This is a genomic window from Halopseudomonas nanhaiensis (assembly GCF_020025155.1).
Classification (GTDB): Bacteria; Pseudomonadota; Gammaproteobacteria; order Pseudomonadales; family Pseudomonadaceae; genus Halopseudomonas; species Halopseudomonas nanhaiensis.
This window is the reverse complement of the sequence record NZ_CP073751.1, coordinates 3,187,867-3,210,579: the sequence shown is the minus strand read 5'-3', so window position 1 is coordinate 3,210,579 and position 22,713 is coordinate 3,187,867. Positions and strand designations below refer to the sequence as shown.

At 56.5% G+C, this 22,713-nt stretch carries 22 protein-coding genes, 1 other RNA gene and 1 pseudogene; 14 read left to right on the top strand and 10 right to left on the bottom strand.

The window, feature by feature from the left end:
- Nucleotides 1-85: 85 nt before the first annotated feature.
- A complete protein-coding gene (locus KEM63_RS14725) occupies nucleotides 86-418 on the top strand; it encodes a hypothetical protein (protein WP_123891019.1) in 333 nt (110 codons plus the stop codon).
- A gap of 393 nt (nucleotides 419-811) precedes the next feature.
- Here the strand turns inward: KEM63_RS14725 and KEM63_RS14720 are convergent, their stop codons facing one another.
- A complete protein-coding gene (locus KEM63_RS14720) occupies nucleotides 812-1,783 on the bottom strand; it encodes a chromate resistance protein ChrB domain-containing protein (protein ID WP_123891018.1) in 972 nt (323 codons plus the stop codon).
- Between the two features lie 75 nt (nucleotides 1,784-1,858).
- Here KEM63_RS14720 and chrA point away from each other — a divergent pair, with 75 nt between their 5' ends.
- The gene (chrA, locus tag KEM63_RS14715; protein ID WP_123891017.1) at nucleotides 1,859-3,235 is read left to right on the top strand and encodes a chromate efflux transporter; all 1,377 of its coding nucleotides are present in this window, start codon (nucleotides 1,859-1,861) and stop codon (nucleotides 3,233-3,235) included.
- 181 nt (nucleotides 3,236-3,416) lie between these two features.
- Here chrA and KEM63_RS14710 read toward each other — a convergent pair whose 3' ends face one another.
- The 3 genes from KEM63_RS14710 to KEM63_RS14700 are packed head-to-tail and all read right to left on the bottom strand — an operon-like array spanning nucleotide 3,417 to nucleotide 5,017.
- The gene (locus KEM63_RS14710) at nucleotides 3,417-3,869 is read right to left on the bottom strand and encodes a YqaA family protein (RefSeq protein WP_036991748.1); all 453 of its coding nucleotides are present in this window, start codon (nucleotides 3,867-3,869) and stop codon (nucleotides 3,417-3,419) included.
- A complete protein-coding gene (locus KEM63_RS14705) occupies nucleotides 3,862-4,704 on the bottom strand; it encodes a nickel/cobalt efflux transporter (protein WP_123891016.1) in 843 nt (280 codons plus the stop codon). Before KEM63_RS14705 ends, KEM63_RS14710 begins: the two co-directional genes overlap by 8 nt.
- A gap of 25 nt (nucleotides 4,705-4,729) precedes the next feature.
- Nucleotides 4,730-5,017, bottom strand: a complete 288-nt coding sequence (locus KEM63_RS14700) for a metal-sensing transcriptional repressor (protein ID WP_074778900.1) — start codon at nucleotides 5,015-5,017, stop codon at nucleotides 4,730-4,732.
- Between the two features lie 587 nt (nucleotides 5,018-5,604).
- On the opposite strand from KEM63_RS14700, the gene KEM63_RS14695 reads away from it, so the two are divergent.
- The 4 genes from KEM63_RS14695 to KEM63_RS14680 all read left to right on the top strand — a co-directional run bounded on the left by KEM63_RS14695 (nucleotide 5,605) and on the right by KEM63_RS14680 (nucleotide 9,055).
- Nucleotides 5,605-6,252, top strand: a complete 648-nt coding sequence (locus KEM63_RS14695) for a HupE/UreJ family protein (protein ID WP_228744805.1) — start codon at nucleotides 5,605-5,607, stop codon at nucleotides 6,250-6,252.
- Between the two features lie 14 nt (nucleotides 6,253-6,266).
- Nucleotides 6,267-6,935: a hypothetical protein gene (locus KEM63_RS14690; protein ID WP_036991753.1), complete on the top strand. Its 669-nt coding sequence runs from the start codon at nucleotides 6,267-6,269 to the stop codon at nucleotides 6,933-6,935.
- Between the two features lie 703 nt (nucleotides 6,936-7,638).
- On the top strand, nucleotides 7,639-8,118 hold the full coding sequence (locus KEM63_RS14685) for a YqhA family protein (protein ID WP_223652929.1): 480 nt from the start codon (nucleotides 7,639-7,641) through the stop codon (nucleotides 8,116-8,118).
- A 100-nt stretch (nucleotides 8,119-8,218) separates the two neighbouring features.
- On the top strand, nucleotides 8,219-9,055 hold the full coding sequence (locus KEM63_RS14680) for a TetR/AcrR family transcriptional regulator (protein ID WP_158611310.1): 837 nt from the start codon (nucleotides 8,219-8,221) through the stop codon (nucleotides 9,053-9,055).
- 186 nt (nucleotides 9,056-9,241) lie between these two features.
- On the opposite strand, the gene KEM63_RS14675 is transcribed toward KEM63_RS14680, so the two are convergent.
- The 3 genes from KEM63_RS14675 to smpB form a co-directional block, all read right to left on the bottom strand.
- The gene (locus tag KEM63_RS14675; RefSeq protein ID WP_123889908.1) at nucleotides 9,242-10,498 is read right to left on the bottom strand and encodes an integrase domain-containing protein; all 1,257 of its coding nucleotides are present in this window, start codon (nucleotides 10,496-10,498) and stop codon (nucleotides 9,242-9,244) included.
- A 185-nt stretch (nucleotides 10,499-10,683) separates the two neighbouring features.
- Nucleotides 10,684-11,070, bottom strand: a transfer-messenger RNA (tmRNA) gene (ssrA, locus tag KEM63_RS14670).
- Between the two features lie 178 nt (nucleotides 11,071-11,248).
- Nucleotides 11,249-11,731 (bottom strand): SsrA-binding protein SmpB, encoded by a 483-nt coding sequence (gene smpB, locus KEM63_RS14665; RefSeq protein ID WP_223652927.1) that lies wholly within the window; start codon nucleotides 11,729-11,731, stop codon nucleotides 11,249-11,251.
- A gap of 112 nt (nucleotides 11,732-11,843) precedes the next feature.
- Between smpB and KEM63_RS14660 the strand changes: the two genes are divergently transcribed.
- The 3 genes from KEM63_RS14660 to KEM63_RS14650 are packed head-to-tail and all read left to right on the top strand — an operon-like array spanning nucleotide 11,844 to nucleotide 13,999.
- Nucleotides 11,844-13,247, top strand: coding sequence for a sodium-dependent transporter (locus KEM63_RS14660; protein WP_223652926.1), 1,404 nt, complete (start codon nucleotides 11,844-11,846; stop codon nucleotides 13,245-13,247).
- Nucleotides 13,248-13,251: 4 nt separating this feature from the next.
- Nucleotides 13,252-13,689: a type II toxin-antitoxin system RatA family toxin gene (locus KEM63_RS14655; protein WP_223655893.1), complete on the top strand. Its 438-nt coding sequence runs from the start codon at nucleotides 13,252-13,254 to the stop codon at nucleotides 13,687-13,689.
- On the top strand, nucleotides 13,679-13,999 hold the full coding sequence (locus tag KEM63_RS14650) for an RnfH family protein (RefSeq protein WP_423747813.1): 321 nt from the start codon (nucleotides 13,679-13,681) through the stop codon (nucleotides 13,997-13,999). Before KEM63_RS14655 ends, KEM63_RS14650 begins: the two co-directional genes overlap by 11 nt.
- Before the next feature lie 71 nt (nucleotides 14,000-14,070).
- On the opposite strand, the pseudogene KEM63_RS14645 reads toward KEM63_RS14650, so the two are convergent.
- Nucleotides 14,071-14,478 (bottom strand): annotated as a pseudogene (locus tag KEM63_RS14645) (outer membrane protein assembly factor BamE); the annotation flags it as partial.
- A gap of 94 nt (nucleotides 14,479-14,572) precedes the next feature.
- Between KEM63_RS14645 and fur the strand changes: the two are divergent.
- Nucleotides 14,573-14,977 carry a ferric iron uptake transcriptional regulator gene (gene fur, locus KEM63_RS14640; protein ID WP_223652924.1) on the top strand — a complete coding sequence of 135 codons (405 nt, stop codon included), beginning with the start codon at nucleotides 14,573-14,575 and terminating at the stop codon, nucleotides 14,975-14,977.
- Nucleotides 14,978-15,083: 106 nt separating this feature from the next.
- Here fur and recN read toward each other — a convergent pair whose 3' ends face one another.
- The gene (recN, locus tag KEM63_RS14635; RefSeq protein WP_223652923.1) at nucleotides 15,084-16,751 is read right to left on the bottom strand and encodes a DNA repair protein RecN; all 1,668 of its coding nucleotides are present in this window, start codon (nucleotides 16,749-16,751) and stop codon (nucleotides 15,084-15,086) included.
- Nucleotides 16,752-16,939: 188 nt separating this feature from the next.
- Here recN and grpE point away from each other — a divergent pair, with 188 nt between their 5' ends.
- The 4 genes from grpE (at nucleotide 16,940) to dapB (ending at nucleotide 21,588) form a co-directional block, all read left to right on the top strand.
- Entirely contained in the window at nucleotides 16,940-17,521 is a 582-nt protein-coding gene (gene grpE, locus KEM63_RS14630; RefSeq protein WP_223652922.1) for a nucleotide exchange factor GrpE, read from the top strand.
- Nucleotides 17,522-17,607: 86 nt separating this feature from the next.
- Nucleotides 17,608-19,530: a molecular chaperone DnaK gene (gene dnaK, locus KEM63_RS14625; RefSeq protein WP_223652921.1), complete on the top strand. Its 1,923-nt coding sequence runs from the start codon at nucleotides 17,608-17,610 to the stop codon at nucleotides 19,528-19,530.
- 103 nt (nucleotides 19,531-19,633) lie between these two features.
- The gene (gene dnaJ / locus KEM63_RS14620) at nucleotides 19,634-20,773 is read left to right on the top strand and encodes a molecular chaperone DnaJ (protein WP_223652919.1); all 1,140 of its coding nucleotides are present in this window, start codon (nucleotides 19,634-19,636) and stop codon (nucleotides 20,771-20,773) included.
- Nucleotides 20,774-20,784: 11 nt separating this feature from the next.
- Nucleotides 20,785-21,588 (top strand): 4-hydroxy-tetrahydrodipicolinate reductase, encoded by an 804-nt coding sequence (gene dapB, locus KEM63_RS14615; protein ID WP_223652916.1) that lies wholly within the window; start codon nucleotides 20,785-20,787, stop codon nucleotides 21,586-21,588.
- Nucleotides 21,589-21,648: 60 nt separating this feature from the next.
- Here dapB and KEM63_RS14610 read toward each other — a convergent pair whose 3' ends face one another.
- Nucleotides 21,649-22,410 (bottom strand): hypothetical protein, encoded by a 762-nt coding sequence (locus KEM63_RS14610; protein ID WP_223652914.1) that lies wholly within the window; start codon nucleotides 22,408-22,410, stop codon nucleotides 21,649-21,651.
- Nucleotides 22,411-22,713: the final 303 nt, after the last annotated feature.

Here is a 22,713-nt window from a genome sequence, read left to right as displayed (position 1 = left end):
ACTGAACCACCTCAAGCTTGATGTGCAGTTCGTCTTGCTGTTTTTGTAGGGAGCGGCCGCAAAATTCATTGATGAAGGAGGCGCAATGCCCAACCCACTAAAAGTTCTCGACCACAGCTTTAAATCACAAATGGAAGCAGAACAATTTTTCTACGGCATTCGGGATAAGTATTTGGCCATTGGGGGTGATATAAAAGACTCTGCGGATTTCGACCTGCTATGCGAACTTTACGTCAAATACTGCGAGTACACCGATTGGCCCCTACCAGCGTCGCCAATTGCATTTTATACGCGAAACATCTCGCGTGGAGTTGGACCCAAGGGCGGGACGACGCAGGGCTTCGTCGTCAAATTTAACAACGGGAGCGAGCAGGAGTTTTCCGCAAAGAGAGCCATCAGAGCGTTAGCAAGCCGGTAAAGCTTTGATCCTGAGGTCGGTGGGGGCGCGCGACACATTGAGGGTACTTTATTGGCCGATTCAAGCCTGTTGCGACAGACGACTTTCGGCCAAGAGCAGCCCTCCGAGTATCAATACGGTGGTCTGCCCCGATTATCTCTGTCTTTATATCTGCTCGGAAACTCTTGAAGGAAGCAAGAAAGGTATGCGACTACACAAATGGCTGCAAAACAACAGACTCACGGGGCTGGAGTTATTTTTGCTAGGGGGCTGCCATGGAAAGTAGAGAGCAGCTGTGTGAGCAAGCCCTCATTCGCATTCTCGATAGTCTCTATTCCGATGGGGATCAACAGCTAAGTTCATTTATAGTTACTATGCCAGGGAGGCCGGTAACGCATTTTGTCTGCGCGACGCTCATTCCCGGTACGGGTCTCCTGTCAAATACGCCTGATAAAGGTCGTCAAACAGCATGTTGGTATGTTGCAGGAGCGCATCATCATCATCATCACAACGTTCCTTGGCCCCGAGCAGCATGAGTTTTAACCCTACTGCCTCTGGAACGGGGGGGCCTCCCACATCCAGGTAGTGAACTAGCTCCCCAATCTTGCTTAAACCCAGTTGAGTCTCAAGACTGAAACTCCTCAGCAGCACTTCAAAGGTGACCTTGTCATCAACATGGGTGAAGTTGGCTCCATCAAAATCATACCCTAGCGCATCTGGCGGGCACTGGTTTGGGTGTTCCAGCCACACGAAGCGAGCCTCGGGATCAATAAAGCGCTGGATCAACCAAGCCGATGCTAGCCGATCCACCCAGGGGCGGCGCCGCGTGGCCCAGCATCTTCCGATAAATGCAGAGCGATCAAGCAGTGGGATCTCGGCCTGGTTCGGCTGCGGCTCGTCAGGCACAAAGCAACGATTAAAGACGTTCTCCGCATCTGCCATGGCTGTGACGGCGTGCTCACTTTCTGCGCGTGGAAAGAAATCGATCTCCATAATGCTTTGCAAACGTCTCTGTAGCTGGGTCAATTGACGCTGTGCTTCTCGCTCCTCCAACTGAGGGCATGCCTGCTGCCAGTCAACCACCGCTGTTCTTAAGGCTTGAAAATCTGCCGCTCGATCAAAGAGCGAAGGCAAATCATCAATGCCATCTATGGCTGACTCCTCTAACTCAATCAGCAGCGCGTCACCTCCCAGCATCTTGATTTCGCTGGCCTGCTGCTCCAGGGCCTCTCTGCGGGAGGAGCTGGCAGGCAGCAAGTAAACGCCATCTCTGAGTACCGCCACACCTAAGCTACGAAGAGCGCGCCAAATCCTCATGCGAGGCGTTCCCGCCCGCCCGCTGAGGCGCATGATCAATATTAACCAGTGTTGCATGTGATCAGCCATAACGCCCTCTCGTTGTATTCATTACAATAACGTTATACATTCTACAAAAATCCCGCCATTATTAAAGAGTGCGCCATGCCCCCAAACATTGAATCGTCCCATCAGGTACCGTTTCGTGAGGCCGTCAGGGTCTGGTTACGAATTGCATTATTGAGCTTCGGCGGCCCAGCCGGTCAAATAGCAGTGATGCACCGCATCCTTGTCGAAGAAAAAAAATGGATTGGCGAGCGCCGTTTTCTCCACGCGCTCAACTACTGCATGATGCTACCGGGGCCAGAAGCGCAGCAGTTGGCTATTTATATCGGCTGGCTAATGCATCGCACCAAAGGTGGCTTGGTCGCGGGCAGTCTCTTCGTGCTACCGGGTTTTATCGCCATTCTAGCACTGAGCTATCTGTATGCAGTCCTGGGCAATGTTGGAGCTGTTGAAGGGCTCTTCTTTGGCTTGAAAGCGGCGGTACTGGCAGTGGTGCTTAACGCAGTTGTACGTATAGGCAAGCGAGCTCTGAAGAATTGGATAATGCTTGGCATCGCCTCTGCGGCTTTTGTCGCCATCTTCCTTTTTAAGGTGGGGTTTCCACTCATTATTTTAACCGCAGCTCTTCTAGGTTATTGGGGCGGGAAGCGCGGCATGACTGCCTTTGAAGTGAGCGGTGGCCATGGAAGTGCTGACGAGTCAGTTCTTAGCGACCGAGACTCCATACTCGGGGAAGGACTCCCTGCACATGCAAACCCCAATCGCCAGTGGTCGCTACGCATGTCAGCCACCCTACTGCTGTTGTGGTTAACGCCGGTCGTGCTCCTGTTGGCAATGTTTGGTAGCGAGAATGTATTCAGCCAGATTGCTCTCTTTTTCAGCAAGATGGCGGTGGTGACCTTTGGGGGTGCATACGCGGTGTTGGGATACATAACCCAAGAGGCGGTGCAAAATTATGGATGGTTGGCACCGGGCGAAATGCTCGATGGCCTCGGCATGGCGGAGACGACCCCGGGCCCGTTAATTCAAGTGGTGCAGTTTGTCGGGTTCATGGGTGCTTATCGCGAGGCCACAGGCCTTGATCCCTTGGTAGCAGCGACGCTGGCTGCGCTGCTGACGACCTGGGTTACTTTCGTTCCTTGTTTCCTTTGGATATTTTTAGGGGCTCCGTATGTGGAGCGTCTACGCGATAATCGCGCACTGAGCTCCGCGCTGTCAGCCATTACCGCTGCGGTAGTCGGGGTTATCCTGAACTTAGCAATCTGGTTTGGGTTTCACGTTATTTTCGCTGAAGTAGGCGAATGGCGCTTTATGGGAGCGCGTGTGTTAACGCCAAACCTAGAATCCCTGGATGTACTGTCGTTGCTACTGGCTGTAGGCGCCATGGTCGCGATTTTTCATTTCAAAGTCGGCATGATCAAAGTGCTGGCAGGGTGTGCGATTCTTGGTGTTTTAGCTTCTCTTGTGGTTTTTTAGCCAGCGGTCGCGCTATTGACGTCAGATGCAGATGAACATTAACTCCAGGTCAGATTCCATGCAGAAGAAAACTAAGACCGCCAAGTCATTACGCAGTTTGAGAACGACGACTGAATATGGCCGCGCCTTTAGTTCGTCGACGTTCAAGGCTTAAGCTCGGCTGTCAAAAGCCCCCTTGAGCTCAAATAAACCATCCTAGCGTGACGGCTGCCAGCAGCAGGTAGCGGGCAGTCTTGGCCAGTGTGACGATCAACAGAAAGCTCCAGAAAGGTTCGCGCATAACGCCGGCGACCACGGTCAGTGGGTCGCCAATAATTGGCACCCAACTGAGCAGTAACGACCAGCGGCCAAAACGATGGTAAGCCTGCTGGGCTTTTTCCAGTTTGCGCTCGCTGACTGGAAACCAGCGTTTTTGTCGATAGCGCTCTATAGAGCGGCCCAGCAACCAGTTGACGGCGGAGCCAAGCACATTGCCAGTGGTTGCGACCGTCAATAATGCCCAGGCAGCGTAACGGTCTGTCAGCAACAGCCCGACCAGCACCGCTTCTGACTGCATCGGCAGTAGCGTGGCGGCACCGAATGCCGCAAGGAAAAGTCCAAGATAGCCGGAAAGCTCCAGCCACGCGTCAGGCATTGAGCCCGGTCCAGCCGTGAATGCCGATATATATACCCACCCCGATAATCAGTACGCTGGAAAAATAAGGGGCGCGGCGTGCCACCGTGCTGAGCCAAGGCCAACGATTGGATGCCTGCCGTGCGCCGATGGCGGCAGCGGCGCCGACGGTGACCAGCGTGATTGCCAAACCAATACTGAAGCACAACACCAGTACCGCTCCCAGCGTGACTTCCTTCACCTGCAGACAGAGCAGCAACACAGTAATCGCCGCCGGACAGGGGATCAAACCCCCAGTCAGCCCGAACAGAATGATCTGGCCGGTGCTGACATTGCCATTGCTGAAACGCGTGCGAATATCCTGGGCATGCGCTCGTTCGTGGGCATCCTGATAACCTTCCAGCGACAGCTCAAGCCCTCCAGCTTTGACATGATCATGATCATGGTTATGGGCATGTTCATGTTCATGGTGATGCTGATGTGCACTAGCCGCCTCGAGCTGCCATGTTTGCTCGCCCTGCCAGGTGCGCCCCAGCATCCACAGGGCGATGAGAATAATGATGGCGGCGCTGGCAAGCTGGAAGTAGGGCTCGGTAGTGTCAGCGTCGAGATTCTGCCCCAGATACATGCCAAACATGGCCACTAACCAGACCACCGCCGTGTGAGAAAGCGTCGCTGCGAAACCAAGCAGAACGGCCTGTTTTACTGTGCCGCGAATCGCCACGATAAACGCCGCCATCATGGTTTTGGAGTGTCCAGGCTCCAGGCCGTGCAGAGCGCCTAATAAAATGGCGGTGGGAAAATACAACCACGCCTGGGAGGCCCCCTGCTGCAGTAGTTCGGCGAAACTCGACATGGAAGAAACCCTGCTGGGAAAAGTCTTAGAGGTATTTGGTGATTTGCTTGAAATCTTCCAGTGGTGCACGTTCACCCCCGGAAAGCGCCTCTACCGTGTGCTCCAGACAGTGGTCAATATGGTCCTGAATAAGTGTTCGCTTGGCTTGGCAGACTGCCTTTTCTACCGCGTGCAACTGTTGTGCAATATCGACACAGGGGCGGCTGCTTTCAATCATGGTGATGATGCTACGTAGGTGACCCTCTGCCCGCTTCAATCTTTTGACGATATCGCCATGGCTTGAGTGCTGGTGCCCCTCTGCGTTTTCGCTCATGTATTGAGTCTCATGTCGGGATGGATTATGCTCGCATCCTATCCCCCTGGAGGGGATACGGTCAATCCGTCGAATCAGCAAGACTCACGAGCCCCAGGCACCGGACCCTCTAGATATGCCCAGCAAGCCCATCAGCACCAAGGTGATATTTGCCCTCGCTCTCGTCATATTGATGGCATGGGTCGGGCATAGCTCGGCATTAGTGAATGGCGCCAGCCCGCCCGCTCACGCGCATTCGCACGGTAACGACGCTCCCACCTGCACAATCTGTGCGGATCACTTCCATTCATCGCTGACTGCCGATCACGTGCACGAAACGCCGCACCTGAATATGCCTCTGGGCCTAAGCGCTCAATCGAAGAGTGCGGCGCTTCTGCGTGACGCCGGCAGTTTTGTGCCTGCGGCACCGATCTTTTTAGTCAAGCGGCCTCCCCGTCCTGATCTGGTGTGCTGACAACGCCGCCTCGCGACTTTTAACCACCGTCATTCAGGACTAAATAATGCATTCTTTTCCAGGAAGCGATTCGGGCAGATTCCCTGTAGGCTCGAATCGCCCGCTATTACTGTTTTTACTGTTCACCGCGCTGATGTTTATAGGTATGCCTGACGCATTTGCCCACGCTGTCGCCGAAGGCGACAAGGGCTACATTCAGGAAATCACTGGCGTGAACCTCATAGCCTTCATGTACCTCGGGGCCAAGCACATGGTCACCGGCTATGATCATCTGCTGTTTCTGCTGGGGGTGATTTTCTTCCTCTACCGCATGCAGCATATCGCTATTTATGTAAGCCTGTTTGCTGTTGGACACTCGCTCACCATGCTGCTGGGCGTGTACTTCAATATCGGTATCAACAGCTACATCATTGACGCGATCATCGGCCTTTCTGTGGTGTACAAGGCGCTGGATAACCTGGGCGCTTACCAACGCTGGTTTGGCTTTCAACCCAACACCAAAGCCGCCACCTTGATCTTTGGTTTGTTTCACGGCTTTGGCCTGTCGTCGAAGATTATCGAATACGACATCTCACCGGATGGGCTGGTCCCAAACCTGTTTGCGTTCAACGTCGGCGTGGAAATGGGCCAGCTAATTGCTTTGGCCATGATCCTGATTGCAATGAACTTCTGGCGTAAGACTGACGGCTTCTTCCGTCATGCCTACACCGCCAACGTAGCCATGATGGGCGCGGGATTTCTGCTTATTGGCTATCAGCTCACTGGCTACTTTATTGCTTGATTCTGGAGACATTTATGTACAACACCGATATGCCCTCACGCGCTGAACTACCCAGTAGCGCAAAACTGATTCGCTCTACCATCATCTCCGCCATCGTTGCATTGGTGCTTCTGGTGACCGTCGTCATGCCAGCCGAATACGCGATTGACCCGACGGGTGTAGGCCGTTTGTTGGGTTTGACTGAGATGGGCGAGATCAAACAGCAACTTGCCGATGAAGCCGCTGCTGATGAAGCCGCGCAGTTGACGGCGGTGCCTTCCGCTGCTGAAGAGCTCTCACCAGAGCCGACGGCCCCGGTTCAACAGACAGTTGCTGACCCTGAGCCACAGGCAGAGCCAATTGTCGCAACGCCTGCTCCAGCGCAGCCGGAATGGCAGGATGAGGTCCGCGTAGTGCTGACCCCTGGCGAAGGCACTGAGTACAAGCTGACTATGGAACAAGGTGCGATTGCCAGCTTTCATTGGGTATCAGAAGGCGGCCCCGTCAACTTCGACACCCACGGTGATGGCGGTGGCCAGTCTATCTCTTATGAGAAGGGCCGTGGCGTTACGGAGGATGAAGGCGATTTGACGGCCGCGTTCACGGGGAACCATGGCTGGTTTTTCCGTAACCGGAATAATGAGGATGTCACGTTGGTGCTTCGCACTCGTGGCAACTACGGTGAGTTAAAGCGGGCGATGTGAAGCGGAAGACCTGATTAGGTGCCGTCACGCCCAGGCCAGTCTCGAATTGAGGCTGGCTTGGTGTGGGGACCATAAACGTGTGCTTCTGGTAGATATTGAAACCTTCCTTCACACCTCTTGGACTGTTGTCCGCTTTTGGCCGATACCTGCCTGTTGTGACGGGCGGCTATCGGCCAGAAGCGGCTACAAATTGCCATCAAACTGTTGGCAATCAACAGTAGAAAAAGCATTATGGAAGCAACTGCTCACGCGCAGTCCCATTTTCGGCTGCATGAATGCCTTGCTTATTTGACACAAGCATTCATTCCTCCCACCTATGGCGACCTGCTGTGAAGCCCGGAATTATGCCGCATTCGGATTTAATGGACTTATATCGCGTTCGATATAACGTCGTAGTAGAAGGGAGCGAAAGATTCATAACACACTGATCTACAAGAGAAGAATCATTATTTCGAGCGAAATGTTAGGCTGCGAGTTAGTCACGCATGCGGTCTAATCACTGTTAGTGGCTTTTCTCCAGGTCATGTCAGGGTCACGAACGTTTGAAGTAATCCAGCAGTAATCCGACAGCTCCAGTGTTCGGCTAACGCCGTAGAAAGCACAATCTAGAGGTTGATTAACGAGATAGTAGATGGTCCGGTGAAACCGACTAAGAGAAAATTGTGAGTCTGTAACTGACGTTGTGACGCGGCCCGGAGAAATTATGATCGAGAAAGTTTTCAGAAGTAGTCGGTTTATGGTGTGGGTGGCAGTCGTTATCTGTGCGGTGTCATCTTTGCTCTTGTATGGTGCCTCGGTTAACATAACCTGGAATACCGCACTGGATGTAGTACGTGATATACCTGTCTCTGCTGACGACGGCAAGAGCCTCGCGGTTCGCCTCCTGAAGCTGTTGGATCTCCTGCTGATCGCTATTACTTTTCAGATCATGGCGGTTAGCCTGTATCGTCTGTTCATCCGTCCGGTGTCTGATGATGACAGAGAATCCCAAAACCCTCTGGGCATTAAGAGCTTCCATGATTTGAAGATAACAGTAAGCCAAGTGGCTGCTGTGATACTGGTGGTTCTGTTCCTTGAGCAGGCGGTAGAGATTGGCGCTACGATCGCTACGTTATACTTTGGTGCTGCCATCGGTATCATTATTTTGGCCTCGGTATTCGCGTGGAAGAATATGAAAGACTGATGCACAGCACGCGGTTAGACGTCACCTGCTGGTTGCCTGAACTAGAGAGGCAACCACTCCGCAGAGAATGTAGGCGGCCAACGCTTCATGGGAGCCTGCTTTGGGCAAGAGCCAACGTCACGGGCGTCTGCCACTAACCAATCCAAGCATAGCGACACCATTTCGGTTGCGGCTTCGCCTTCACTACAAAGCTGCGCGTGTTGGCGGCGTTATGCGCATCCATAGAGAGGGTACTCTTATTATTGAAATCAGGAAGGCAGAAAAAGCGGACGTTCCTGCGATACTCGACCTTGTTCGAGGAAAAGCGGAATTCGATGGGTGTTTGAATTCGCTTCAATCTACGGAAGCTGACATTGAGGAAGCTTTCTTCTCCGAACAACCCAAGGCGTTTGCGCTCTTGGCCATGAAGTCAGGCGAGGCCGTGGGTATCGCGACGTTCAGAACAGTAGTTGCCGAAGCCAAGGCTAGTCATGGTTCGGTTGCGTACTACTTCGGTACGCGCGAAGAGTTGATCCGGGAAGCGATGGTGTTGGTCGCGAACCGTAATATCGAAGCGCTGGCCGGTGTGCTCGAACAATTCGAATCTGTTCCAGGCGATCCGCAATCGCTTGCCGAGATCATTGCACGCCACTCCACCCAGCAGATGATCGAAGATCGCAGTATGGGGATCACTATCATCGAATTACACCTAGCCGCCGCTCGCTACCCGGAACTACGGCCGGTTCTGCGCGACTGGGGGAGGGCCTACGCGCGGATTATTCACCGCATCCTGGCCAATCTCGGATCCTCCGACCCCAATGCCGACGCGGCCCTACTCACCAATACAATCAATGGCCATGTTATCGGTCAATTAGCGCTACAACGAAAGGATTTCGAGTCCACGGTTCTGCGTCCGGCAATACTCAGGTTGCTGACAGCGATCGCCGGCTCCACTTGAATCCCAGCGCAGAGACGTGGCGCCAACAAGTCTATCCGCACGAACGCAGATCCTTCCTGCATACCTCACTGCAGTGTTCCAGCTTTGCATTTACTCGATAAGCAGTTCGAGAATGGGGTCGAGTGGAATAGTTCAGCGGAGAAGATCATGATTAATGGCCGCTTCTGGCCGAAAGCAGCCATTTCTTTATCGAATGGGTACAACCTTTCTCGCATTTTCTGGGTTAACAGATGCGACAGAAAGGCTTCCAGTGGCGGCCTGATCAATATGCTTGCTCCACCACTCCATCATTGGCCGGCGACGTTCAATGTAGTCAGCACGGTTGTAGGCGCTTCTGACTTCGTTTTTGTCTACGTGCGCCAGGGCTACTTCAATCAGTTCAGGGTCAAATCCATGCTCATTGAGAACGGTGCTAGCAATAGAGCGCATGCCGTGACTGACCAGTCGGCCAGCAAAGCCCATGCGCTTAAGGGCCATGTTAGCGGTCTGGCTGTTGCAATGGGTACGCGGATTTCGATCCGCAGGGAAAACGAACTCCCTGTGTCCACTATAAGGCTTAACAGCTTCAAGGATTGCCAATCCATGATCAGTCAATGGCACTATATGTGGGCGGCGCTTTTTCATTCGTTCAGCAGGGATGGTCCAGATTTGCTTTTCGAAGTCGATATCGGCCCATCGCGTTGTGGCTGCTTCAACGGGTCTGGTCATTGTGTGTAGTTGCCATTCGATCAAGGCGCGGGTAGTACGTTTGATGCTGGCATTGGAGATGGCGATCATAAGCTCAGGAAGCTCGTCAGGACTTAAGGATGCCATGTTCTGTTTCTTAGGCTTTTTGAAGACGGCTCTTATGCCGCTGAGTGGATTGGCGAGTACAAGGCCTGAATTGACTGCATAGGTCATGATTTCGTTCAGCCGCTGAGAAAGGCGCTTCACTGTTTCCAAACTGCCTTTAGCTTCAATGGGGCGAAGAAGCTCGATGACTTTCGGCGCTGTAATGCTAGATACCTGGGTATCTCCAAGATCCGGGAAGACATGCAGCGTCAGTGACCGCCAAATGTCTTCGGCATAGGCTGGTGTGACGTCTGTTTTCTTCAGATCAAACCAGGCTTCGGCAACTTTTCTCAAGGTGTGCTCGCTGGCAGCTTTTTGCTGCTGGCGGGTGTTATCTCGCTGTTCCTTAGGATCGGTTCCCTGAGAAATCAGCTGTCTTGCATCGATGGTGAGCTTGCGAGCCTGTGAGAGTGTGATTTCGGGATAGGTTCCAAGTCCCATGTTGAGACGCTTTTTGGTCACCGGGTGGTAGTAGTTGAAATTCCAGAGCTTAGAGCCATTGCTTCTCACTCGCATTTGAAGGCCGTCGCCATCACCTAAGACGTAATCCGTCTTTGCGGGGACGGCATTCTTCACCTTGGCTTCGGTGAGACGTATGGCTTTGCCTGACATTTTGGTATTCCAGCGGCGTCTTTGGTATTCCAAAAATACCATGTGAATGCTTGGAATACCATTTGGAATACCAGAAGTGCTGGCTGCTGGTGGACGTCTATGGACGCTAATGGAGCGTAAGTTATTGATTTGCATATGCATCAGGCACAAAAAAAGACGTCCGGGGACGTCTTTAGATGTATATTTGGTGGAGCCGGGGGGATTTGAACCCCCGTCCGCCAGTCCGCCACTATCAGTTCTACATGCTTAGCCATCTCTACTGAGTTAACTCCGCGCCGCCCGAGTGGCAGGGTGCTTGGAGCGAGTTGTGTGATGTTTAACCGCGTCGTCCACAACGTACTAAGCGGCGATTCTGTTCTATATGACAATCATTTCGAGTTTACAGACATCCTCTAATGATTGCTGGAGCCGAAGCTACCAGAAGTGCGACTAGGCTGCTTACGCAGCTAGTTGGGCACCGTAATTGTCATCATTGGCAATTATAGGTTTTGCAACAGTGGATTTACGAGTTCTGTCACCAACTCGGCATGCCCTTCAAGCTTTGTAACCGTCGTCGAATCCTAATCGGCCCCAAAACCATCGTGCTGTACCACGGCGACCAGTATAGCGAATACTCGGTGTGGCACCTAGTGGTGGTTAAAAAATACCCCGCAGCACGGGGTATACAAAGCAGCTTAAAGCCTCAATCGAATGGGCAGGAGTAGATTCCCATTCACTTATTTGGACAGCCTTGGACGAGGGAGTTCCCGATCAGCGGTTGGCTTCGCGAACGATGCGCTGCTTTTCCCTGTCCCAGTCGCGGTTCTTTTCCGTATCTCGCTTGTCGAAATCCTTCTTGCCGCGTACCAGTGCTATCTCGCATTTGACCAGGTGATTCTTCCAGTACAGCGCGAGTGGCACGCAGCTGAAACCCTTTTGTTCAACTGCGGCAATCAGCTTTTCCAGTTCTCGCGCCTTGAGCAACAGTTTACGCGTGCGCGTCGGGTCGGCAATCACATGGGTGCTGGCCGTTTTCAGCGGCGTAATATGGCCGCCCAGAAGGAACGCCTCGCCGTTCTTGAGGAGAATGTAGCTGTCTGTCAGCTGGGCTTTCCCCTCGCGCAGGCTCTTTACTTCCCAGCCGGTCAGGGCGATTCCCGCTTCAAAGCGAGTTTCGATGAAATACTCGTGTTTGGCCTTCTTGTTCAGCGCGATCGTGCCGCTGTTGGCCTGCTGATTCTTTGGTTTGCTCATGGCGGCGTATTATAGGGGGCGTCCGCCGGTTCCGCTATCGCCGTGGCAATGCCCCTTGAGGCGCCCGGCCAAAGACGGGAGAATGCCGGGCTTTTGCGAGAGTCGAGCCGCCATGGCAGATCAGAAACAGTCGATTCACGGAGTCTGGGCGAGTCGCTGGGTATTCATCCTGGCGGCGACGGGGTCCGCGGTCGGTCTGGGAAATATCTGGAAATTTCCCTACATGGCCGGGGTGTATGGCGGCGGCGCGTTCGTGGCGGTGTATCTGCTGTGCATCGCGCTGGTCGGCGCACCAATCATGCTCGCCGAGACCGTGCTGGGCCGCCGTGGGCGGCAGAGCCCGATCAATTCGCTTCGCAGCCTCGCGTATACGGCGAAGGCCTCGCCTCGCTGGGCCTGGGCTGCTGTCATGGGCATGATCGCGGCATTACTGATTCTCTCGTTCTATAGCGTGGTAGCGGGCTGGGCCCTGGACTACATAATAGGCATGGGTCAGGGCAGCTTCACCGGCATCAGCGGCGAAGGGGCGGCGACCCGTTTTGCGACGCTGACAGACGACCCCTGGCGGCTCGCCGGCTGGCACAGCCTGTTCATGCTGGTCACAGCGATTATCATTGCTCGCGGCGTGGTGGCGGGGCTGGAGAAGGCACTGCGTATCATGATGCCGATGCTCTTCGTGCTGCTGGTCGCGCTGTTCGGATACAGCCTGTCGACCGGTCACTTCATGGAGGGGGTACGGTTTCTGTTCCACTTCGATCTTGCCGAGGTGCCTGCGGGAATTCTTGCCGCAATGGGGCATGCGTTCTTCACGCTGAGCGTCGGGGTCGGGTCGATCATGGTATTCGGCGCTTACATGCCGCGCGAGTCATCCATTGCCGGTACGGTGATGACGGTCGCTCTGCTGGATACGCTGGTAGCGCTAACCGCTGGCCTCGCGCTGTTTCCTGTCGTGTTCGCCGCCGGGCTGGAGCCGAGTGCCGGCCCTGGGCTCATGTTCGTGACGCTGCCTATCGCGTTCGGCAATATCGCCATGGGGCAGGTTTTCGGATTGCTGTTCTTCATGCTGGTAGCCGTTGCCGCCTGGAGTTCCGCCATCTCGATGCTTGAACCGGCCGTGGCCTACGGAGTAGAACGCTCTGGTCGATCCCGTGTAGCCGTTACCGCGGCAATAGCTATCCTGTGCTGGCTGGTGGGGATGGGGACGGTGTTATCGTTCAACGTTCTGGCAGAAGCCCGTTTCATGGTTGCTGACGAGTCTGGCTGGCGGCTTTTCGCCTGGACTGATGCCGGTGGAAAAACCTTCTTCGAAAGCATCGACTACCTGACCAGCCGAATTCTGCTCCCGCTGGGTGGATTGGCTTTCTGTCTGTTTGCGGGCTGGGTGCTGAGCCGCGATGCGTTGCGTGAAGAGCTTTCATTGCAGCATCCGCAGCTGTTTCCGGTGCTACTCTGCCTGCTACGCTACGTGGCGCCCGCAGGTGTCGCCATTGTTTTCGTAACCGAACTGTTCAAGTGAAATCATCATGACGCATATCCAACGCTCGGCATTGCTGCCGTACACTGCAGAGCAGATGTATGACCTGGTCAACCGGGTCGAGCAGTACCCCGAGTTCCTTCCCTGGTGCTCGGAAACCCAGGTTCTTGAGGAAAGCGACGCGTTCATGCGCGCACGTCTCACGGTCGCAAAGGCAGGCTTGAAGCAATCATTTACAACGCGCAACACGCTCGTTGCCGGCCGTCAGATCAACATGCGACTGGAGGACGGCCCCTTCAGCGATCTGCAGGGCACCTGGGACTTCCAGCCACTCAGTGCCCAGGCGTGCAAGATCATTCTTGATCTGCAGTTCGAATATTCCGGTCCGATCATCCGCGCGACGCTCGGGCCGCTGTTCAATCATGCCGCCAACACACTGGTGGATGCGTTCTCGCAGCGCGCCAAGGAGCTGTATGGTGGCTGATCACTCAATCGCAGTGGAAGTAGCGTACGCGCTGCCACAGAAGCAGAAGATCATCAGTCTGGTGGTGCCTGAAGGTACCAGTGTTCTGGAGGCGGTGCGTCTTTCGAGGATATGGGAGCACTTTCCCGAGATTGATATCGATGCCAGCGCTATGGGCATATTCGGCAAGGCCGTACCCAAGCCTGGCGAGCGAACGATCAATGCCGGGGAGCGGGTGGAGATATATCGGCCACTAATCGCCGATCCGAAGGAAGTGCGCAAGCAACGTGCGGCAGCCAAGGCCAGAGCAGGAAAGGATACTGCCGAATGAACTGCAGCGGCCGAGGCCGCTGCAGCAGGATGAGGTTACTCGCCCGTGCCGAGCGGGGCGCCGAGATCGACGGGGTAGCTTTGCGGAGCGTTGTCCTCGGTCGGCTCATCCCGTCGCTCACCCATGATCGCTTCGTCGCGGCTGGTGCCCGGCACGAAATCACCGGCCAGGCGCGCAAGCCGATCATTTTCAAACCACAGGGTGATGCGCTCCTGCTGGCGCGGCTCATGACCGGCACGCAGGCTATACAGATAATCCCAGCGGTCGGGAGCGAATGTATCCTGAATCAGCGGGGTACCCATGATGAAGCGGACCTGTCGGGTGGTCATTCCCGGGCGTAGCTGGTCGACCATGTCCTGGGTAACGACATTGCCCTGCTGAACATCAATCCTGTAGACGCCGGGAAAGCCGCAGCCAGCCAGCGTGGCGGTGGCGAGACACAGGAGGATACAGAGGATTCGGTTCAGACTGTTTGGCATCGCGTGGTAACATCCACTATCGTGAATTGGCTGAATGGCCCTGAATCATACCCGACAGATCCAGCCCTGCGAAGCGCTGAACGAGAAACTAGCAATGGTAGAGAATCAAGAACTTAGAAAGGCCGGTCTGAAGGTGACGTTACCACGCGTCAAGATCCTGCAGATGCTGGACAGTTCCGAAGACCGTCACATGAGCGCCGAAGACGTCTACAAGGCGCTGATGGAAGCAGGCGAAGATGTTGGACTGGCGACCGTGTACCGGGTTCTTACCCAGTTCGAGTCCGCAGGCCTGGTGGTGCGGCATAATTTTGATGGCGGCCATGCGGTGTTCGAGCTGGCAGACGGCGACCATCATGACCACATGGTGTGTCTGGACAGCGGCGAGGTGATCGAGTTTTTCGATCCCGAGATCGAACGACGTCAGCGTGAAATCGTCAAGGAGCACGGCTACGAGCTCGTCGACCACAACCTCGTGCTTTACGTCAAACGCAAAAGCTGAGCCCTCGAACACCAGGGCACGTCTCGCCGGCGTGCTGGCTCACTGGTTCACCACACGATTTGAAATAGTGCGCGCCGTATCGCCCATGACGCGGCGCGGGCTGCCATCAGGTTGCGGATATCAGCTTGCGCGCGTGAGCAAGCGACTCCTCCGTCAGGTCTATACCGCCGAGCATCCTGGCTACTTCCTGGACCCGACCGGCTTCATCCAGCTGATCGATCCGGGTGCGCGTCGAAGTCTTGCTTTGCTCCTTGCGCACGAACAGATGCTGGTGCCCCTGCGCTGCAACCTGCGGCAGGTGCGTGACGGTCAACACCTGTCCACGCGCCCCCAGCTGGCGCAATAATCGGCCCACGATCTCTGCAGTCGGCCCGCCTATACCCACGTCCACCTCGTCGAATACCAAGGTCGGTACGCGAGATGTCTGAGCAGTGACCACCTGAATCCCCAGGCTGATACGCGACAGTTCGCCGCCTGAAGCCACCTTGGCAAGCGGCTTGGCTGGCTGCCCGGGGTTGGCGCTGACCAGAAACTCCACCGTCTCCAAGCCGGTGGGCGCGTAGCTTTCAGGTTTGTTCGAGGTGAGCTGCACGCTTACCGCTCCGCCGGGCATGCCCAGCTGTTGAACCTCTCCGGTGACCGCTGCAGCCAGCCGGACTGCGGCTTTCTGGCGCTGTTCCGACAATTGTGCTGCGAGCTCGCGGTAGTGCTTTTGATAGGCTTCCAGTTCTTCTGCGAGCTTTTCTGCGTCTGCACCCTGCTGTTGCAGGTTTTCCAGTTCGTCGATCAGCCGTTGCTGAAGCGCCGGCAGCTCATCAGGATTGATGCGGTGCTTGCGGGCCAGATCGTATATGACGCCGAGACGCTCCTCGATCTGCTGCTGCCGCTCGGGGTCCGCTTCAAAATGGTCCAGGTAGCGGGTGAGTTCTCCGACGGCTTCTTCGACCTGAATCTGCGCGCTGGCCAGCAGGCTGTTGGCCTCATCCAGATTGCGGTTGTGCGTGTTCAGGTTGCCGAGTCGCTGCAGGCTTGCGGTGAGCGCCTGCAGTACGCTACCGCTGTCGTTTTCGCTGCAGAGGTTGATGACCTGCTGGCAGGAGTGGGTTATGTGCTCGGCATTGGCCAGCTGGCGCTGGTCGTCTTCCAGCTGTTCGAGCTCGCCGTCTTGCAGGCTCAGGTTATCCAGTTCTTCAAGCTGGTACGTCAGCAGCTGTACTCTGGAGGTAAATTCCTCTCCTTCCTGGCTGGCCTGGTGCAGCGCCTGCTCAGTCTGGCGGCAGCGTTGCGCCGCGAGCTGCACCTGGCGGGCCAGTTCGCCCGCACCAGCGAACGCGTCGAGCATCCGCCGCTGCGTATCGGGCTTGAGCAGCGATTGATGTTCATGCTGACTATGGATGTCGATCAGCATTTCACCCAGCGCCTTAAGATCCTGTTGCGGGCAGGGGCTGCCATTGATGTAGCCCCGCGAACGACCTTCAGCGGTAACCACGCGACGCAGGATCACCTGGTCATCACTGGACAGGTCGCGCTCCTCCAGCCACTGGCGCGCCTCGGGGATATCGGAAATGTCGAAGGTGGCCAGAAGGTCGGCCTTGTCAGCACCGGGGCGCACTGCGCCGCTGTCTGCGCGATCGCCCAGCGTAAGGGCGAGAGCGTCCAGCATGATGGATTTCCCGGCGCCGGTTTCTCCGGTCACCGCCGTCATGCCGCCGCCCAGCTCGAGTTCGAGGTGGTCGACAATCGCATAATTGTTTACCGCGAGATGCACAAGCATGACAGGCCCTCGATGACGTTGGTCTGGTTATTTATACAGTACTCGGTTCGAGCAGTTCAAGTGCTCCCGATCGGCTCGGTCAGCCCTTGAAGCTGCACGGAACGACCCCATATACAGGAGCACTGCAGCCTTCGGGCTGAACCCGACGTGGTGTTAAAAGCCTTTACTCGATTTGACAGGAGATTTGCATGGCGGACGAACAGAAACAGGAGCTGAACGATCAGGAGCCGGTACTCAACCCGGAACAGAACAATACTCCTGCCGATGACCTGGCCGCTCGCGTGTCCGCGCTGGAAGAACAACTGGCGACCGCGCAGGATCAGGCTCTGCGCGCTGCAGCAGACGTACAGAATGCGCGCCGCCGAGCGGAGCAGGAAATCGAAAAGGCGCACAAGTTCGGCCTGGAGCGCTTCGCCACCGAGCTGTTGCCGCTGCTCGACAGCCTTGAGCGCGGCATGGAGTTGTCCGATGCCAATGACCCGGCGATCAAGCCGATGCGCGAAGGCATGGAGCTGACGCTGAAAATGTTCACCGACACGCTGGCGCGATTCCAGATCGTTGCCGTCGACCCCCATGGCGAGCCCTTCGATCCTGAGTTGCATCAGGCAATGGCTATGGAAGAGCGCGACAACGTCGAGCCGAATACCGTCATTCGCGTGTTCCAGAAGGGTTATACGCTCAGTGGCCGCCTGCTGCGTCCGGCGATGGTCGTGGTCAGCACGCCCGCCAGCGACCGACCGGAATCGCCTTCGATCGACGAGAAGGCTTGAAATCGATCCGGTCGACCCAATCTAGGGTTCATCGACAGTTAACTTGGTCGCCGACGTGCGCGGCCAGCAGATTCGGAGATATATAGATGGGCAAGATTATCGGTATTGACCTGGGGACTACCAACTCCTGCGTCGCTATCATGGAAAACGGCACGGCAAAGGTGATCGAGAACGCTGAAGGCGCTCGCACTACTCCGTCCATCGTCGCTTACACCAAAGACGGCGAGACGCTGGTCGGCCAGTCGGCCAAGCGTCAGTCGGTGACCAATCCGCAGAACACCCTCAACGCGGTCAAGCGTCTGATCGGTCGCCGGTTCGAGGAAGATGTCGTCCAGAAGGACATCAAGCTCGTGCCTTACAAGATCATCAAGGCTGACAACGGTGACGCCTGGGTTGAAGTCAAGGGCGAGAAGATGGCGCCGCCGCAGGTCTCTGCGGAAGTGCTGAAGAAGATGAAGAAAACCGCTGAAGATTACCTTGGCGAGCCAGTCACCGAAGCGGTCATCACTGTCCCGGCGTATTTCAACGACAGCCAGCGTCAGGCGACCAAGGATGCCGGGCGTATCGCTGGTCTCGACGTCAAGCGCATCATCAACGAGCCGACGGCGGCCGCCCTGGCCTATGGCATGGACAAGTCGCGTGGCGACTCGACCATCGTCGTGTATGACCTTGGCGGCGGTACCTTCGACGTGTCGGTGATCGAGATTGCCGAGGTCGATGGAGAGCATCAGTTCGAAGTACTGGCCACCAACGGCGATACCTTCCTCGGCGGGGAAGACTTTGACATGCGCCTGATCGACTATCTGGCGGATGAGTTCAAAAAGGAAAATGGCGTCGACCTGCATAACGATCCGCTAGCATTGCAGCGTCTGAAGGAAGCGGCCGAGAAGGCCAAGATCGAGTTGTCTTCGAGCAACCAGACCGATGTGAACCTGCCGTACATCACCGCAGATGCCTCCGGTCCGAAACACCTGAACGTCAAGGTGACCCGCGCCAAGCTGGAGTCTCTGGTAGAGGAGCTGGTGAAGCGCAGTATTGAGCCGTGCCGTGTAGCGATGAAGGATGCAGGTCTCGACGTATCCGAGATCGATGAGGTCATTCTGGTCGGTGGGCAGACGCGTATGCCGCTGGTGCAGCGCACCGTCGCCGAGTTTTTCGGCAAGGAGCCACGCAAGGACGTTAATCCGGACGAAGCCGTTGCCGTGGGTGCTGCCATTCAGGGCGCGGTGCTGGCCGGTGACGTGAAGGATGTGCTGCTTCTGGATGTGACGCCGCTGTCGCTGGGTATCGAAACCATGGGCGGTGTGATGACCACGCTGATCGAGAAGAACACCACTATCCCGACCAAGAAGTCTCAGGTGTTCTCCACGGCCGACGATAACCAGACTGCAGTGACCATTCACGTGCTGCAGGGCGAGCGCAAGCAGGCCGGGCAGAACAAGTCGCTGGGCCGTTTCGATCTGGCCGACATTCCGCCGGCGCCGCGCGGCGTGCCGCAGATCGAAGTGAGCTTCGATATCGATGCCAACGGTATCCTCAACGTATCGGCCAAGGACAAGGCGACCGGCAAGCAGCAGTCGATCGTGATCAAGGCGTCTTCTGGTCTGTCCGACGATGAAATCGAGAAGATGGTGCGTGATGCCGAAGCGAACGCGGAGGAAGACCGTCGTTTCGAAGAGCTGGTAACCACCCGCAACCAGGGCGACCAGCTGGTGCACGCCACGCGCAAGACGCTCAAGGAAGCGGGCGACAAGGCAACCGACGCAGAGAAGAGCGCGATCGAATCCGCTCTGGCGGACCTCGAGCAGGCGATCAAGGGCGATGACAAGGCTGAGATCGAAGCGAAGATCAACGCACTGTCCGAGGCATCCGGTCCGCTCGTGCAGAAGATGTATGCCGAGCAGGCGCAGGCCGCCCAGGGCGCAGAGGCTGGTGGCGACGCTGGTCAGGACGGCGCTGATGATGTGGTCGACGCCGAGTTCGAAGAGGTCAAGGACAACAAGAAGTAAGTCCTTGGGAGTGGGCGGCGGCAGTTGACTGCAGGCGACGCGGGAGCTAATCCCGCGTCGTCGTTTGTGCCCCGAGCCCCCAAAAGCGAAGGAAATCGAGACGATGGCCAAGCGTGATTATTATGAAGTGCTGGGCGTGGAGCGCGGCGCAAGCGATGCCGAGCTGAAGAAAGCCTACCGGCGCCTGGCGATGAAATTTCATCCGGACCGCAATCCGGACGATAAGGAAGCGGAAGACAAGTTCAAGGAGGCCAACGAGGCCTACGAAGTGCTGACCGACCCGAACAAGCGGGCTGCCTATGATCAGTACGGGCATGCTGGCGTCGATCCGAACATGGGGGCGGGTGGTGCAGGCGGTTTCGGCGGGGCGAATTTCTCGGACATCTTCGGCGATGTATTCGGCGACATCTTCGGCGGCGCCGGGGGTGGGCGCGGGCGTTCGAGTGTCCAGCGCGGCAGCGATCTGCGGTATACGCTCGAGCTCGATCTGGAAGAAGCTGTCCGTGGCACCTCGGTCACCATCCGGGTGCCTACCCTGGTGTCGTGCAAGACCTGCGACGGCAGTGGCGCAAAGAAGGGTACTGCGCCGGTCACCTGCACCACGTGCGGTGGTCATGGTCAGGTGCGCATGCAGCAGGGGTTTTTCTCCGTACAGCAGACCTGTCCTCGATGTCACGGCACGGGCAAGATGATTGCCGACCCGTGCAATGACTGTCATGGTCATGGTCGTGTAGAAGAACAGAAGACGTTGTCGGTGAAAGTGCCGGCGGGCGTTGATACCGGCGACCGCATTCGCCTGGCTGGCGAAGGCGAAGCCGGGGTGAATGGCGGACCCTCCGGTGATCTTTATGTCGTGGTGTCGGTGCGCGAGCACAAGATATTCCAGCGCGATGGCAAGAACCTTTACTGTGAAGTGCCGATCAGTTTCGCCGATGCTGCGCTGGGAGGCGAGCTGGAGGTGCCGACCCTCGATGGCCGGGTTAAGCTGAAGATTCCGGAGGGCGCCCAGACCGGGAAGCTGTTCCGGCTTCGTGGAAAAGGGGTCACGCCGGTGCGCGGTGGCTCCGCCGGGGACTTGCTCTGCCGTGTGGTTGTCGAGACGCCGGTTAACCTGACCAAGCGTCAGCGCGAGCTGCTTGAAGAGTTGCGCGAGACGCTCGAAGTGGAAGGCAGCAACCAGTCGCCCCGGGCCAAGAGCTGGTTCGAAGGGGTGAAGAACTTCTTCGAGGACATGAAATTTTGACCGGGGCAGACATGAGAAGGATCGCCGTAATCGGTGCAGCCGGACGCATGGGCAAGACGCTGATCGAAGCCGTCAGTCAGGCCGAGGGCGCGGTGTTGGCCGCTGCCATCGAGCGCCCGGAAAGCTCCCTGCTGGGGGCTGATGCAGGGGAGCTCGCCGGCGTCGGTCGCCTGGGCATCCCTGTCACCGACAGTGTCGAGGATGCCGTCGAGCAGTTCGACGTGCTCATCGACTTCACTCATCCGACTACCACACTGGTCAATCTGGCCGTCTGCCGCGAGGCCGGGAAGGCTCTGGTCATCGGAACAACCGGATTCACCGAGGCGCAGAAGCAGCTCATTGCCGAGGCGGCTCGAGACATTCCCATCGTGTTTGCGCCGAACTTCAGCATCGGTGTGAATCTGTGCCTCAAGTTGCTCGACATGGCCGCTCGGGTAATGGGCGATGATGCTGATATCGAAGTTATTGAAGCGCATCATCGACACAAGGTCGACGCGCCGTCCGGTACCGCGCTGCGCATGGGCGAAGTGGTCGCCGATGCGCTGGGGCGTGATCTGAATCAGGTTGCGGTCTATGGGCGCGAAGGCCAGACGGGTGCGCGCGATCGTCAGACCATCGGTTTTGCGACGGTTCGCGCTGGAGACGTGGTGGGTGACCACACGGTGCTTTTCGCTACTGAGGGTGAGCGGGTAGAGATCACTCACAAGGCATCCAGCCGGATGACCTTCGCGCGCGGCGCGGTCCGTTCGGCATTGTGGTTGGCAGACCGTGAGCGCGGGCTCTACGACATGCAGGATGTATTGGCGCTGAGATAGAAGCGGGATGTAAAAAAGCCGGCGACGCGCTCTTCGCGTCGCCGGCTTTTTTGTGGGCGATCAGCTGGCGCCGAGAACCTGCTCGCGGGCCAGGTTGTCGAGCGTCTCGGTGTTGCGCAGCAGATAGAAGGCGGCGATGGTCGGAACCCAGTCCGATGCATAGTTCAGCAGTCGTGGCTGGATGAAGCTGTATTGCTTGTCCAGCTGGTTGAAGGTGCCGCCCAGATCGGGGAACAGGCTACGCAGCTGTGCCGAGCGGCTGACGATGCGGTCGTTCATTGCGGCGAAGACGCCATCGCCTGTCTCAACGAAATACACGCCTACCGAGCTGAACATGTTGTTTTGATACAGCAGCAGGATCTGATGGGTTTCAAGGCTCTGCTGGTGAAGCGCCAGGAGCTTTTCCGGGGCCTCGGTCGACAGCTCCAGGTAGAGCTGAGCGGCGATCTTGTCCATCCGTCCGTGGGCCTGCATGATCTGGTTCACTGTCGCAAGGCTGTAATGGGCCTCTTCGCCCGTCATGCCTTCCAGCTGGCGGATCAGCCTGACGAACTCGTCGTAGGCATATTCCAGCTCCATCGGGCTGCCAGCCTGGCGCAGCAGCGTGTTCATGCTGGCCAGCGCGCTGTTGTAAGCTTCCCGATTGCCGGGTTCGCGTACCCGTTCAAAGAGGTTGTTGTCGATCAGCATGTAGGTCGCCGCGACATAGCCTTCGCTGCGAAATTCGTGGAGGTTCTGAAGCCGCTGCAGGTCTGCCTGGGCGAAGGGTGCCGCCATGCACAGCAATGCGAGCACGAGGAAGCGGTTCAAGTGCATTCTCATGGTGATGTCCCTAACTACATTGTTGTTGTTGTTCTGCCACTGCGGAAAGTCGACCGCGCCGCAGCTGCAATCCTTTTCAATGTCGGTTTTATCACAGTTCCTGCACACTTTGAAATACGACCAAGCGCTCAAACTGCGGTCTTCTATCGGATTTCCGCGCGACTCACAGTGGATATTTACGGGTCTAGCCGGTAGACTACCGCGCTAATCTTTCCACCAGCGCATTTGACAATGCCTTGAAGCGGGATGAAGTGTCTCAAGCACCTCATTCCCGCTTTTGTGCAGCCCGCGTTTAGCCAAGCG

Coding starts and splice junctions, on each gene's coding strand:
- KEM63_RS14720 (WP_123891018.1), bottom strand. CDS start 1,783: ATGGCTGATCACATGCAACACTGGTTAATATTGATCATGCGCCTCAGC.
- KEM63_RS14610 (WP_223652914.1), bottom strand. CDS start 22,410: ATGAGAATGCACTTGAACCGCTTCCTCGTGCTCGCATTGCTGTGCATG.
- KEM63_RS14710 (WP_036991748.1), bottom strand. CDS start 3,869: ATGCCTGACGCGTGGCTGGAGCTTTCCGGCTATCTTGGACTTTTCCTT.
- KEM63_RS14675 (WP_123889908.1), bottom strand. CDS start 10,498: ATGTCAGGCAAAGCCATACGTCTCACCGAAGCCAAGGTGAAGAATGCC.
- KEM63_RS14725 (WP_123891019.1), top strand. CDS start 86: ATGCCCAACCCACTAAAAGTTCTCGACCACAGCTTTAAATCACAAATG.
- chrA (WP_123891017.1), top strand. CDS start 1,859: ATGCCCCCAAACATTGAATCGTCCCATCAGGTACCGTTTCGTGAGGCC.
- dnaJ (WP_223652919.1), top strand. CDS start 19,634: ATGGCCAAGCGTGATTATTATGAAGTGCTGGGCGTGGAGCGCGGCGCA.
- KEM63_RS14660 (WP_223652926.1), top strand. CDS start 11,844: ATGGCAGATCAGAAACAGTCGATTCACGGAGTCTGGGCGAGTCGCTGG.
- KEM63_RS14685 (WP_223652929.1), top strand. CDS start 7,639: ATGATCGAGAAAGTTTTCAGAAGTAGTCGGTTTATGGTGTGGGTGGCA.
- smpB (WP_223652927.1), bottom strand. CDS start 11,731: ATGAGCAAACCAAAGAATCAGCAGGCCAACAGCGGCACGATCGCGCTG.
- KEM63_RS14650 (WP_423747813.1), top strand. CDS start 13,679: ATGGTGGCTGATCACTCAATCGCAGTGGAAGTAGCGTACGCGCTGCCA.
- KEM63_RS14690 (WP_036991753.1), top strand. CDS start 6,267: ATGTACAACACCGATATGCCCTCACGCGCTGAACTACCCAGTAGCGCA.
- dapB (WP_223652916.1), top strand. CDS start 20,785: ATGAGAAGGATCGCCGTAATCGGTGCAGCCGGACGCATGGGCAAGACG.
- KEM63_RS14695 (WP_228744805.1), top strand. CDS start 5,605: ATGTTTATAGGTATGCCTGACGCATTTGCCCACGCTGTCGCCGAAGGC.
- fur (WP_223652924.1), top strand. CDS start 14,573: ATGGTAGAGAATCAAGAACTTAGAAAGGCCGGTCTGAAGGTGACGTTA.
- grpE (WP_223652922.1), top strand. CDS start 16,940: ATGGCGGACGAACAGAAACAGGAGCTGAACGATCAGGAGCCGGTACTC.
- KEM63_RS14700 (WP_074778900.1), bottom strand. CDS start 5,017: ATGAGCGAAAACGCAGAGGGGCACCAGCACTCAAGCCATGGCGATATC.
- dnaK (WP_223652921.1), top strand. CDS start 17,608: ATGGGCAAGATTATCGGTATTGACCTGGGGACTACCAACTCCTGCGTC.
- recN (WP_223652923.1), bottom strand. CDS start 16,751: ATGCTTGTGCATCTCGCGGTAAACAATTATGCGATTGTCGACCACCTC.
- KEM63_RS14705 (WP_123891016.1), bottom strand. CDS start 4,704: ATGTCGAGTTTCGCCGAACTACTGCAGCAGGGGGCCTCCCAGGCGTGG.